Raw genomic sequence first — 11,283 nt, 5'->3', positions numbered from 1 at the left:
AAGCCAAAGGCGGACGCCGGGAACACAAAGAGTTTCGAGGATAATAACAATGCCAGTACATGCCATTACCCCCGACTATAAGGGTGAAGTAAAAGATCGTTTTGAGAACTTTCACGGTAACCAGGTGGTTTATGTAGGTTGGGATCACCACCTGATGTTCTGTGCCGCGTTCGCCTACCCACTGCCGCCGGAAACCACGTTCCGCACCTTGCGTGACGATGTGATGCCGGAGGCGTTTTCTCTGCATCCCGAGTGGGACAAGATCAACTGGGAGACGACAACCTGGCTGCTTGATGGTGAACCGTTCGTACCTCAACTGGATGTTTCACTGAAGGATCAGGGCATCGGTCACAAGTCCCTGTTGCGCTTCCAGACGCCCGAGCTGAAGGGCTACAAGAGCGCAGGTGTCTGAGGTAAGCCGTTATGAGTTATGAAGTCACCATAGAGCCCACCGGGGATGTGATCGAGGTGGAGGAGGGGCAGACCATCCTGGATGCGGCCCTGCGCCAGGGCGTCTGGCTCCCATTCGCCTGCGGCCACGGCACCTGCGCTACCTGTAAATGTCAGGTGGTGGAAGGGGATGTGGACCTGGGCAACGCCTCACCCTTTGCACTGATGGATATGGAGCGCGACGAGGGCAAGATCCTCGCCTGCTGCGCCATGCCCGAATCGGACCTGACCATCGAAGCGGATATCGATGTGGACCCGGACTTCGCCGGTCATCCGGTGATCGACTTCGTCGGTACCGTCACCGATATTCTGGATCTGTCACCCACCATCAAGGGGATCCGTTTTGAGCTGGATCGCGAGGTGGAGTTTCAGGCCGGTCAGTACGTGAACCTGCGTATCCCCGGCGTGGAGGGCACCCGTGCCTTCTCCATCGCCAACAAGCCCTCGGATAACCGCACGCTGGAGCTGCATGTGCGCAAGGTGCCCAACGGGGCGGGAACCACTTGGCTGCATGAAACCCTGCAGGTGGGCGATACCCTGGATATCTCCGGGCCCTATGGCCAGTTCTTTGTGCGGAAATCCGATGAGCAGGATGTGATCTTCATCGCCGGAGGCTCGGGCCTCTCCAGTCCCCAGTCGATGATTCTGGATCTGTTGGAAGCTGAAGACCCGCGCCAGATCTACCTGTTCCAGGGGGCACGTAACGTCAGTGAGCTGTACAACCGCGAGCTGTTCGAGGGACTGGATCGGGAGTATGACAACTTCCACTACATTCCGGCACTCAACGAACCGTTGGAGGAGGATCATTGGGAGGGCTTTAAAGGCTTTGTCCACGAAGCCGCGATTGCCCATTTCGACAACCGGTTCAGCGGTCACAAGGCCTACCTGTGCGGGCCGCCCCCGATGATCGATGCGGCGATCACCGCCTTGATGCAGGGGCGCCTGTTCGAGCGGGATATCCATATGGAACGCTTCTTCACCGCCGCCGATGGTGCCGAGGATCAACCGCGCTCGGCGCTGTTTAAACGGATCTGATCGGAACACTTTCCCGGCAGAAGCCTTAAGGCGTATGCCGGGAATCTCACCGGAACCACCCGGATTGCGCTTCACTCCATCCGGGTTATTCCGCAGCCTCATGTTTTTTCATGCGATAGGCCAGTGCCGGCCGGCTTAAGCCCAGGGCCCGAGCGGCATGGGACACGACCTGCCCTGATCTGTCCAGAGCGCGTTCAATCAGTAGTTGCTCAAGGGTTTCCAGTTCCACTCCGGTATCCAAGAGTTCATCGACCAGACAGCTTGTTCTGTCGCTATTTGCTTTGCTGCCACAAATCTGGCCATGGGCGTCCAGGTGATTGAGCGGTTGGCTTGGTTCGCCGAGTAAGGGGAAGAAGCTGGTCAACTCAATGGCGCGGTTGTTATCGGTCAGAATGACACCGCGCTCGATCATATTTTCCAGCTCCCGGATATTGCCGGGCCAGTCGTAGCTCATCAGCGCTTCCAGCGCCTTGTCAGTAACGCCGAGCGTACGCTTGTTGTACTCCCGGTGATAGCGCGCCAAAAAATGCTCAATCAGCAGGGGGATATCCTCACGGCGCTCGCGTAGTGGCGGAATATGCACTGGAAAGACGTTGAGCCGGAAGAACAGGTCGGCACGGAACTTTCCCTCTTTCACCGCCTGCTCCAGGTTCTCATTGGTCGCCGCGACCACGCGGACATCCAGCTTACGCGTGCCGGAGTCGCCGACGCGCTCGAACTCACCCTCCTGCAGAACCCGCAGCAGTGTCGCCTGAGCGCGGGCGGAAAGTTCCACCACTTCATCCAGAAAGATAGTGCCGCCATTAGCACGTTCAAATTTACCCTCTCTGGATTGAGTTGCGCCGGTAAATGCCCCTTTTTCTACACCAAAAAGTTCTGCTTCAATCAGCTCCGGTGGGATGCAGGCACAGTTCACTGCCACGAAGGGTTTATCAGAGCGATCACTGTCGTGGTGGATGTAGCGCGCCAGCACTTCCTTGCCAACACCGGTTTCCCCCTGCAGCAAAATAGTGACTTTGCTGGTGGCTGCCCGCTGTACTAATGCGCAGGCTTGGCGGTAAGCGGCAGAGCGCCCAACGGCGGAAAACTGGGCGCGTTCTCCCCGAGCACCGGTGCGATATTCAGAACGCAGTTGATCGAACTGGCTTTGCAACAGCTCCAGCTCGTTAATGATCGGGTCGGGCTGCAGGTAACGCTCCAGCTCCTCTCGATCATCCCACTCTTCGGCGGGCCGACCGATATTGACGCAGTGGCTGTCGCCCTTGGCGACACAGGCGGTCTCCTTAAACAGGATCTGCCGTCCCATGTAATAGCTGGTATATCCACTGGCGTAGCCGAGCAGAGTCCAGCACACCGCTTCATCGCTCATGCCGAAGTCAGCAATGTGCTGCTCCGCCTCCCAGGAGCCGTGCCAGTCGAATTCGCCGTAATAGGCGCCGCTATCCACATCAAAGGTTAATTTGATCGGCTTGCAGTTCACGATTCCCTCCAGCTTATGCAGCTGGGGGCCGACTACAAACGAATCCTGTTTGCTGAGGTCGGGTCGGACGCGTTTGGCAAGCTCGGCATCCCTGCGGCCCGAGTTGTAGCCCAGGCGCATTAACAGTCCCTTGGCTCTTTGCCAGCCCAATGTGTCGATCAGCTCCCGGCGCAGGGCGCCCAGAACATTGGCATGTATCAGGAGCATCCGGCTCTCATTGAGCCAGATCTTGCCGGATTCAGGGTCGAAACGAATCTGATGGAGCAGATCGTCGCTAGCCGGAACGGGCAGTGGGGTTCTGCTATTCATCACAAGTATCTTTTTTTGGGGTGATGGTCTGGTTGCTCGGCCCCTCTGCGTGGGCTCGACCAACCCTGTGGTGACTCCTTGATCATATCGTGCAGAAGGGGGGAAGGGTTGATGATTTCGTTAATCAATTGCGGGATTTGATGATTCCATTAGTTGTAGCTAATGCCACTTACAACCTGCATCATTTGTTTTTTCTTTTTTAAATCAGTGGGTTGTTGTTATAAGGGATGTTGTAGATGCCTGTTGTTCAGGTTGGCACTCACATTGCTCTATGTCCTGTCAGGCACCAGACTTAACCAAAAGCCTTGGTGCACAACAATAAGAAACAGGCATTCGTGATGAAACAACCGATCAACGCTACCCCATACCCACAGGATACACATCGGATTCACATTCTGGACTCAGAGGCCGTCTTTGAGGCCCGCGCCGATCTTAATCTGCTTGTCGCCATGGAAAAGGCGCGTGCACAGGGAATCGGTATCGGTTGCCGCGGTGGTGGCTGTGGCAAGTGTCGAATTCGTGTCCTCAAGGGGGAGTACGACAGCAAGCGCATGAGCCGTGCCTGGGTCAGTGAAGCTGATGAGGCTGAAGGCATCGTGCTGGCGTGTCGGATCTTTCCTCGCAGTGAGCTGGTTGTCGAATCCGAAATGCTGCCTTTGGCTGAACCCTATCAGCCACGTTCCTCCTCAAAACTGCAATCAGCAGCCATAAAATAAATAACAGGAAACGACGATGAAAAAAGGTGTAATGCGTCCGGGGCATATCCAGTTGCGTGTCCTCGATATGGATGAAGCAGTGTCCCACTACCGTGACCTTCTGGGTCTGATCGAGGTTGATCGTGATGACCAGGGCCGGGTCTATCTCAAGGGCTGGACAGAGGTTGATAAATTCTCCGTGGTTCTGCGCGAAGCGGACAGTGCCGGTATGGATTTCGTCAGCTACAAGTGCCTGAATGAAGGTGTGGTCGACAGCCTCAAACAGGAGCTGATCGAGTACGGCTGCAACGTGGAAGAGATTCCGGAAGGCGAGCTGAAGGGCTGCGGTCGCCGGGTTCGTTTCGATTCGCCCACCGGGCACCAGTTCGAAATTTTCGCCACCAAAGAGCAGACCGGTAAATGGGGGCTGACCCAGAAGAACCCGGAAGCCTGGCCCCGTGGCCTGACCGGCATGAAGGCAACCCGTTTCGACCACTGCCTGCTTTATGGTCCGAACATCGCCGGCACCATCGATCTGTTCCGAGAGGTGCTGGGCTTCGACTTGGCCGAGCAGGTACTCGATGACGAAGGCACCCGTCTGGCAGGCTTCCTGACCGTGAGCATGAAAGCGCACGACGTGGCATTCATCGAACACCCGGAGCCGGGTAAACTTCATCATGCATCTTTCTTCCTGGAAACCTGGGAAGATGTGCTGCGCGCAGCAGACCTGATCTCCATGACGGATACCTCCATCGATATCGGCCCGACCCGTCACGGTTTGACCCACGGTAAGACGATCTACTTCTTCGATCCATCCGGTAACCGCAGCGAAGTGTTCGCCGGTGGTGATTACCACTATCCGGACCATGAACCGGTTACCTGGGGTGCGGATACGCTTGGCAAAGCGATCTTCTACCATGATCGTGTGCTTAACGACCGCTTCCTGACGGTCCTGACCTGATTGGTGGCCAGAGACGTCGATAAGAAACCCGCTGCGGGGCACCGCAGCGGGTTTTTCTGTTTCGGTCTCGGATTACAGAGAAGCTGCTTCTTTCTCCAGCGCTTCGAGTACCGGTGCGCGCTCGCGCCACTCCTGATACCACTGGTCGATGGCATCGCCGAAGAAGGAACGGTCGACCTCAATCACCTTGACGTCGCTCTCCCTGATCTTGGCCAGGTACTTTTTATCGATATCGCCGTAGGTGTGGATCATGTCGTCCAGATATTTGCGCACCACGTTCTTTAACAGTGCACGGTCGTCCTCGGACAGTTTCTGCCAGCTGCGAGCTGACATTACGGCCACCATCGGCAGCATCATGTGGGATGAGTGAATGACGGTGCCGGCCTGGTCCAGGTAGCGGCTGTTCCAGGTGCCCTCGAAATCAATCTGCATGCCGTCAACCTGGCCATTGGCAAAGGCGTCGTAAAGTTCGGGCAACGGTAGCGGCGTCGGCGCTGCGCCCAGCTTGATCCAGAAATCGCGTTCGGGTTCAACCGGCATGGTGCGGATCTTGAGGCCGCCCAGATCCTCCACCGATGACACGTCGCTGCTCATGACAATCTGCCGCAGTCCGGCCATGCCGTAGCCCAGGCCAACAAGTCCCAGCGAATTCAGCTCATCGAGCATGCTGGTGGCGGTTTCTCCCTGAAGCAGTTTGCTGGCTTGTTGCGCGGAGTTCACCAGATAGGGGGCAAATAGGGCTGCAAAGTCGGGACGACGGTTGGCAATTTCGCCTGCGGCGAGAAACGCCATATCCAGCGCCCCACGCTGCATCTGCTGCAGCATCAGCGCTTCGTTACCCAGCTGTCCGGATGGGTAGATGCTGAGCTGGATACGGCCGTCGGTGTGCTCTTTTATTTCGTTGGCAAACGATTCGGCTGATTTGGTCCACTGATGGCTGGGCGGTGTGATGAGACCGAGTCTCAGCGTTTGGGCGTGGCTTACCACAGGCAGCATCAGTGCCAACAGAGTTGTCGAGAGATACCGGGTTATTTTTTTCATGATGATCTCCTTCGCAGAATTACTGCGCGCGTTAGCGGTTTGTTGTTATGGGTTAAAAGGTCGTGTTGTCAGATCAGGAGCGTGACCAGCACCGGCGCTACAATCAGTATCACAAGCACCAGCAGCATCACTCCGAGATAGGGCGCCAACAGGAGCGCGATACGTTCGGCCCGAACGCCGGACAGGGCCGAGGCGGTAAACAAGGCCGATCCCACCGGGGGCGTCAGCAAGCCCATGACCAGGCTCAGACAGACGACGACCCCAAAGTGGTACGGGTTTATGTCGTAGACATCGGTGGCAACCGGAAGCAGTACCGGAACAACCAGAATCAGTGCGGGAATTGGATCCAGTACCATGCCAATGGCCAGCAGTAGTGCCAAGACCAGTAGCAGGAAGACGGTGGGCGAGTGCGAGATGGACTGAATCCAGGTGGCAGTCATTGCGGGCAGGTTTTCAAAGGTGATCACCCAGCCAAACACCTGGGCCGCGGCGATCAGCATCAGCACCAAGGCGGAGTTGCGTGCCGTGCGTTTGAGGGCGGGCCAGAGTACATCGAACGAAAGTTCGCGGTACACAAAACGGCCTATCAGAATGGCGCCGACGCAGGCCAGCGCTGCGGCTTCGGTGGGGGTGGCCAGACCACCCAGAATGCTGCCGACTATAATCAGCGGTACCAGCCCAGCAGCCAATCCGTCACGGATAGCGTGCCAGCGTTGCGCAAGTGTCAGGCTTGCGTTACGGGGAAACTGGTGGCGTCGCCCCATCCAGGCCAGCAGGGCGAGGAAGCCGGCGCCGAGAAGCAGGCCGGGGATGATGCCGGCAATGAACAGGTCGCCGATTGACAGCTGGGCAATGACCCCGAAAATAACGAACAGCATGGACGGGGGGATGATCGGCGCCAGTAGACCCCCGGCGGCTGTTAGCGCTACCGATGCGTCTTTTGGATAGCCTGCGCGCTCCATCTCCGGGACGGCCATGCGGGTCATGATGGTGATCTGTGCCACGGTAGAGCCGAGAATAGATGCCATCATCATGTTCGATAGCAGATTGACATAGGCGAGACCGCCTCGCAACGAACCGATCAGAGCCAGAGAGAGGCTCATCAGACGACGTGCAATGCCGCCCTCGTTCATGCACTCACCCACGAGAATGAACAGGGGCAGCGCCAGCAGGCCATAGTTTTCCAGTCCGCCGAAAAACTGCTGAGGATAGGAGTCGAGCAGAACGGTGTTGCCGCTGGCCAGAATATAGATCAGTGCCGTAATCGCCAGCACGAATGCCACGGGTACACCAAGCACCAACAAACCAAGAAAGCCACTGATGACCATCGTATCAACCTCCGGTGTGAGCGTAGGCACGTGAAGTTTCAGACCGACCGAGCAATCTGGCTGTGCTGAGTTGCAGGGCAGCCAAGCAGTGCAGGAGGGCGGTCACTGAAAACAGGGGCAGAGTCAGCCAAACCCAGACCTTGCGGATCCCTAATGTCTGGGTGGGTTCCTCGTAGATGAAGTTGAACGTGTGGGATGAAAACTGCTGCAGATCCCAACTGTTCGCCATCAGACCCGGCAGGTCAAACCAACGCCACACCATCAGCAGTAGCGCAGCGATAAAGAGCAGCATGACCAGGTCCACCAAGACCGCCATCAGATGCCGGAGTTTCCCGGGTACCGCATCCTGCAACAGCGTCATGGCGATGTTGCTGCGGGCGTGAAGGCCGGCAGAGGCGGCAAAAAACGTCATCCAGACCATCGCCGTGACAGCTGCTTCATCCACCCAGTACTGCGCCGCGCCCATGGCGCGGGTCAGAATGTTGAACAGCAGCAGGCCGAATATGGCGGCCAGCATCACACCAGCCAGACGCATCTCCCAGCCCGCCAGCCAAGTACTCAGGCGAGGCAGCAGGTTCATTCCGGGTCCCCGTGTGTCAGATAATCCCACATGCGTTCGAAGATGAGGCCGGCACGGGTTGCCCGCGCGTTGGCTTCCGCTTCGGTAAGCGTGAGGGTGTTGTCGGTCTGGGGCAGGCAGTCAAGTTCGATGCGGGCCGCATCTTCCAGATACCAGGTCAGCACTACGGCATCCGGCAGAGAGTCGGCGGCGATCACAACACCGTTACCCCGCATCACCACAGCGTTGCCGCGATCAATCAGCGCGGTCATACTCCGCGCCGCTTCGTCTGAGCGGATCAGCTGAGGGTCGTTCCAAAGCGGGATGGCCGGTGAGAAGTAGCTGCCCATGCCGTGCAACATACGCGGCGTGCGGCCCAGGGCCGACAGCGACATCGCTTTGGGGGGCATGCTTCGCACAATGCCGCCCACGTCCGGACGCTGGCGATAGATCTCGCGGTGGATACGGACCTCGCCCAGCACGCCGGCTGGCAGGGGTTCGTTGATATTCACCACGGTTCCGGATTCGCCAGGCGCAATGGTACCCATGGGCTTGGGGGCGCAGACCAGAAAATGTGTGTCATCCAGTCGCTGGCTGCAGTGGCCGTACGCATGGACCAGTCCGTGGCGGCCCAGGGAGCGGGCAGCACGTCGCACGATGAGTTCCTGTTCAGTCCAGTCCCTGGCACCAGACAATAGGGTGCCGTTCTGCACTCTGGAGGCAGTCGTCATGAATAGATCTCGCTTTGAATGGTGAGTAAACAGCCGGGGACCGGTGTCCCCGAGGATGTCAGTCGCTCTTGAATTCGGCGATGTCGGGCTTGGAGCCCCACATGCAGAAACCTGATGGCTCGGCGGGAAACTGGCGCGGTCGGTGGTTTGCTTCATCCTCGATGGCCGACACGCCACAGGAGTATTCGTAGATCATCCCCTCCGGTCCCTCGAAGTAAAGGAAACGGGCACCGGAGGTCGGGTGGCGGCCGGGACCGAAAACGACCTTAACGCCCTGCTCCTGCAAAAAGTACCAGGAGCGCATGATGTCATCGATCGATTCCACCTGATGGTTGATGTGCTGGACACCTGAACGAGTGGTTGGAAACAGGGCGATCTGATGATGTATCGGGTTGATCCGCAACAGCGGTGAGGCGCCGATCCAGTCACTGACGCGGGCGTTGAAAGTCTGGGTCCAGAATGCTTCATCCCGTGCCGGGTCGGTGGAGCAGAGGCCGACGTGGTTGAAGCCGGTAATGCCGGCATCGCGGCTGGGAAAATAACGCCGGCCACTGGCATGTGCGCGCCAGACCAGCTCGATCTGATTGCCGGTCAGATCTTTGAAAACGATGAACGCCTGCACCCTTCGACGCTCGCACTCTTCCGGGGTACCGCTGCGGAACGCGACGCCGGAGGCGTCCAGCATTCCAGCCGCGTTGTCCAGCTGGTCGGCATCGGCGACATCGAATGCCAGGGTGTGATCGTGCGGATCCCCTTCGAAATAGCACAGGGTGTGGTCGCGGTTGTCGGAGCGGAAATAGACGCAATCATGCTCCCTACGAACCAGTTCCAGGCCGACAATGCGGGTCGCAAAGTCAGTGGCGGTGGACAGGTCGCGGGTACCCAGGCGAACGTAACGGACATCATGTAATTGAATCATACTCCAGCCCTCTTGTTATTATGGCTTATTCTGGGTGTCACTCTAGCGCCTGCGACTCATTCCCGGTAATGAATATTAAGCTATTGGCGATAACCTTGGGTTATTGCTGGAGTGTGTCTCCCCAATTGTCTGCGATATCGCGCAGACTGGTAACCAGTTCCTGGGCGGCCTGACTGAAAGCGCTGTCTTTCATCCAACTGATACCGACCGGTCCGAACGAGATGGCCGGGCGCATATCAATACGTGATAAAAGCCCGGCGTCGATGTCGGGCTGAACGACCTGGGCGGGGAAGGTACCAATGTAATCGGTTTCGATAATCAGTCGTCGGTTCGTGACTACCGACAGGGACTCGCAGGCCATCACAGGCAGATCCAGGTTGCGTTCGTGGAAGACCGACTCCAGCATCTGACGCAGGGTGGTATCTGGCAACGGCATGATCCAGGGCCACTGACGCAGGTCGGCCAGTGACGGCTGGGCCTGCTCGAATACCGGATGGTCGGGGCGAGCTACAAAGGCGATCTCCTCCTGGTAGAAGGACTCGATCTCCAGTCCCTCGCGGTAACGGTAAGCGGGCAGACGGCCAACGATTAAATCGAGGGCTCCCTGACGGAGCTGTGGGATAAGATGATCGTAGGTGCCCTCCATAATGGTAACGCGCACGCCTGGACGGCGCTGCCGCAGGCGGGCGACGGCGCGCGGCAGAATATTGGCACCGCCGGCCAGAAGGGTGCCAATGACCACGTGGCCGCTCAATCCCTCATGAATGTTGTGAATCTCTTCAGCGGCTTTTTGCAACTGAGCGAACACTGTGCTGGCCCTGGCCGCCAGCGTGTTGCCCAGCTCGGTCGCGTGGGTGCCTCGGCTGGTACGGACAAACAACTCCATGCCGAGGTCGCTTTCAAGCTCATGCAGGATTTTTGTAACGGCCGGTTGGCTCAGTCCGAGTTCATTGGCCGCGCTTGCGAGGCTGTGGTTGCGGGCAACGACCATAACAGTGCGCAGTTGCTGTAGTTTGACGCGGCGTACCCAAGCGAAATCTTGCATTCCAACTTCTACCCTGCTGAACGGGTCAATATCCTAGCACGTTAAGCCCAGTCAGCAGCATTGGCGGTCTGTAGGGCGATAGAACAAAACACCTCCCTGATGGCGTAAACTGTGAATCAGTCGTTCAGCGAATATCCCTGTCCCGCCCAGGATAGAGCCAGAAAGCGAACCAGCGCGTGAAACGGGGCATCAGCACGTAGGTCATCAGGGGCATAACAACGCCGGTGACCAGCAGTGTACGTAACAACAGCGGAACCTCTGCCAAGAGGTCGCCGAAAAGGAAGAAGATCAGTGTCACGGTTGGATAGAGCGCCAGCCAGCTGACCAGTGTCATCTTGGAGCGCGGCGGCGGCTTGACCGGGTTATGCCCGGGCAGTGTAAACCAGGTGACGATACCCGATGTGATTTCACGCTCGCTCGGACTGGCGAGCAGGGATTCGATCTTTTCCAGAATTTCCGTGCGGTCACCAGAGCGCTCCCAGCGCTCCAGGTCTTCAGCGCTTGCGAACTTGAAAATGATCCGGTACTCCGGGTCGTGCGAACTTGCCGGACGGAACATGTCGGCGCCCATATAGCCGGGAAAGGTCGCTGCACGTTCGGTCATCTGCGAACTCAAAGCCTCAAATTCAGCTTCTTTACCTTTGATTACCCGGCGTGAGATGACGACGGTCACCGGATCCTGCAGGTTGTCGGTCAGGGGTTGGCTATCCATTATTGCTCCCATTTTTGG

At 57.8% G+C, this 11,283-nt stretch carries 12 protein-coding genes; 4 read left to right on the top strand and 8 right to left on the bottom strand.

Going from position 1 to position 11,283, the window contains the following annotated elements; all coding sequences use genetic code 11:
• Positions 1-49: 49 nt before the first annotated feature.
• Together G403_RS0106385 and G403_RS0106380 are read left to right on the top strand one after the other, a co-directional pair.
• Positions 50-412, top strand: coding sequence for a phenol hydroxylase subunit P4 (locus G403_RS0106385; RefSeq protein WP_027853257.1), 363 nt, complete (start codon positions 50-52; stop codon positions 410-412).
• An 11-nt stretch (positions 413-423) separates the two neighbouring features.
• Positions 424-1,485 (top strand): NADH:ubiquinone reductase (Na(+)-transporting) subunit F, encoded by a 1,062-nt coding sequence (locus G403_RS0106380; protein ID WP_027853256.1) that lies wholly within the window; start codon positions 424-426, stop codon positions 1,483-1,485.
• 85 nt (positions 1,486-1,570) lie between these two features.
• Here the strand turns inward: G403_RS0106380 and G403_RS0106375 are convergent, their stop codons facing one another.
• Complete coding sequence (locus tag G403_RS0106375; protein WP_027853255.1) at positions 1,571-3,274, bottom strand: sigma-54-dependent Fis family transcriptional regulator; 1,704 nt, start codon at positions 3,272-3,274, stop codon at positions 1,571-1,573.
• A 338-nt stretch (positions 3,275-3,612) separates the two neighbouring features.
• On the opposite strand from G403_RS0106375, the gene G403_RS0106370 reads away from it, so the two are divergent.
• Both G403_RS0106370 and G403_RS0106365 read left to right on the top strand, forming a co-directional pair.
• Complete coding sequence (locus G403_RS0106370) at positions 3,613-3,990, top strand: 2Fe-2S iron-sulfur cluster-binding protein (protein WP_084403957.1); 378 nt, start codon at positions 3,613-3,615, stop codon at positions 3,988-3,990.
• Positions 3,991-4,006: 16 nt separating this feature from the next.
• A complete protein-coding gene (locus tag G403_RS0106365; protein WP_027853253.1) occupies positions 4,007-4,930 on the top strand; it encodes a catechol 2,3-dioxygenase in 924 nt (307 codons plus the stop codon).
• A 72-nt stretch (positions 4,931-5,002) separates the two neighbouring features.
• On the opposite strand, the gene G403_RS0106360 is transcribed toward G403_RS0106365, so the two are convergent.
• From G403_RS0106360 to G403_RS0106330, 7 genes are all read right to left on the bottom strand, one after another.
• Positions 5,003-5,971, bottom strand: a complete 969-nt coding sequence (locus G403_RS0106360) for a TRAP transporter substrate-binding protein (protein ID WP_027853252.1) — start codon at positions 5,969-5,971, stop codon at positions 5,003-5,005.
• A gap of 68 nt (positions 5,972-6,039) precedes the next feature.
• Positions 6,040-7,299 carry a TRAP transporter large permease gene (locus G403_RS0106355; RefSeq protein ID WP_027853251.1) on the bottom strand — a complete coding sequence of 420 codons (1,260 nt, stop codon included), beginning with the start codon at positions 7,297-7,299 and terminating at the stop codon, positions 6,040-6,042.
• 4 nt (positions 7,300-7,303) lie between these two features.
• Positions 7,304-7,879 (bottom strand): TRAP transporter small permease, encoded by a 576-nt coding sequence (locus G403_RS22425; RefSeq protein ID WP_084403956.1) that lies wholly within the window; start codon positions 7,877-7,879, stop codon positions 7,304-7,306.
• Positions 7,876-8,589: a class II aldolase/adducin family protein gene (locus tag G403_RS0106345; protein ID WP_051298623.1), complete on the bottom strand. Its 714-nt coding sequence runs from the start codon at positions 8,587-8,589 to the stop codon at positions 7,876-7,878. The genes G403_RS22425 and G403_RS0106345 overlap by 4 nt, the downstream gene beginning before the upstream one ends.
• Before the next feature lie 58 nt (positions 8,590-8,647).
• Positions 8,648-9,508, bottom strand: coding sequence for a VOC family protein (locus G403_RS0106340; protein WP_027853249.1), 861 nt, complete (start codon positions 9,506-9,508; stop codon positions 8,648-8,650).
• A 100-nt stretch (positions 9,509-9,608) separates the two neighbouring features.
• A complete protein-coding gene (locus G403_RS22420) occupies positions 9,609-10,553 on the bottom strand; it encodes a LysR substrate-binding domain-containing protein (RefSeq protein ID WP_036232781.1) in 945 nt (314 codons plus the stop codon).
• A 124-nt stretch (positions 10,554-10,677) separates the two neighbouring features.
• Positions 10,678-11,265 carry an antibiotic biosynthesis monooxygenase gene (locus tag G403_RS0106330; protein ID WP_027853248.1) on the bottom strand — a complete coding sequence of 196 codons (588 nt, stop codon included), beginning with the start codon at positions 11,263-11,265 and terminating at the stop codon, positions 10,678-10,680.
• Between the last annotated feature and the right edge of the window lie 18 nt (positions 11,266-11,283).

Origin of the sequence: Marinobacterium litorale DSM 23545, assembly GCF_000428985.1 — a bacterium.
GTDB classification, from domain to species: Bacteria; Pseudomonadota; Gammaproteobacteria; order Pseudomonadales; family Balneatricaceae; genus Marinobacterium_D; species Marinobacterium_D litorale.
This window is presented reverse-complemented; position numbering and strand designations above follow the sequence as displayed.

Bases quoted from the DNA above. Each gene is read 5' to 3' on its own strand.
- G403_RS0106355 (WP_027853251.1), bottom strand. From the start codon at position 7,299: ATGGTCATCAGTGGCTTTCTTGGTTTGTTGGTGCTTGGTGTACCCGTG.
- G403_RS0106340 (WP_027853249.1), bottom strand. From the start codon at position 9,508: ATGATTCAATTACATGATGTCCGTTACGTTCGCCTGGGTACCCGCGAC.
- G403_RS0106370 (WP_084403957.1), top strand. From the start codon at position 3,613: ATGAAACAACCGATCAACGCTACCCCATACCCACAGGATACACATCGG.
- G403_RS22425 (WP_084403956.1), bottom strand. From the start codon at position 7,879: ATGAACCTGCTGCCTCGCCTGAGTACTTGGCTGGCGGGCTGGGAGATG.
- G403_RS0106345 (WP_051298623.1), bottom strand. From the start codon at position 8,589: ATGACGACTGCCTCCAGAGTGCAGAACGGCACCCTATTGTCTGGTGCC.
- G403_RS0106385 (WP_027853257.1), top strand. From the start codon at position 50: ATGCCAGTACATGCCATTACCCCCGACTATAAGGGTGAAGTAAAAGAT.
- G403_RS0106330 (WP_027853248.1), bottom strand. From the start codon at position 11,265: ATGGATAGCCAACCCCTGACCGACAACCTGCAGGATCCGGTGACCGTC.
- G403_RS0106375 (WP_027853255.1), bottom strand. From the start codon at position 3,274: ATGAATAGCAGAACCCCACTGCCCGTTCCGGCTAGCGACGATCTGCTC.
- G403_RS0106365 (WP_027853253.1), top strand. From the start codon at position 4,007: ATGAAAAAAGGTGTAATGCGTCCGGGGCATATCCAGTTGCGTGTCCTC.
- G403_RS0106360 (WP_027853252.1), bottom strand. From the start codon at position 5,971: ATGAAAAAAATAACCCGGTATCTCTCGACAACTCTGTTGGCACTGATG.
- G403_RS22420 (WP_036232781.1), bottom strand. From the start codon at position 10,553: ATGCAAGATTTCGCTTGGGTACGCCGCGTCAAACTACAGCAACTGCGC.
- G403_RS0106380 (WP_027853256.1), top strand. From the start codon at position 424: ATGAGTTATGAAGTCACCATAGAGCCCACCGGGGATGTGATCGAGGTG.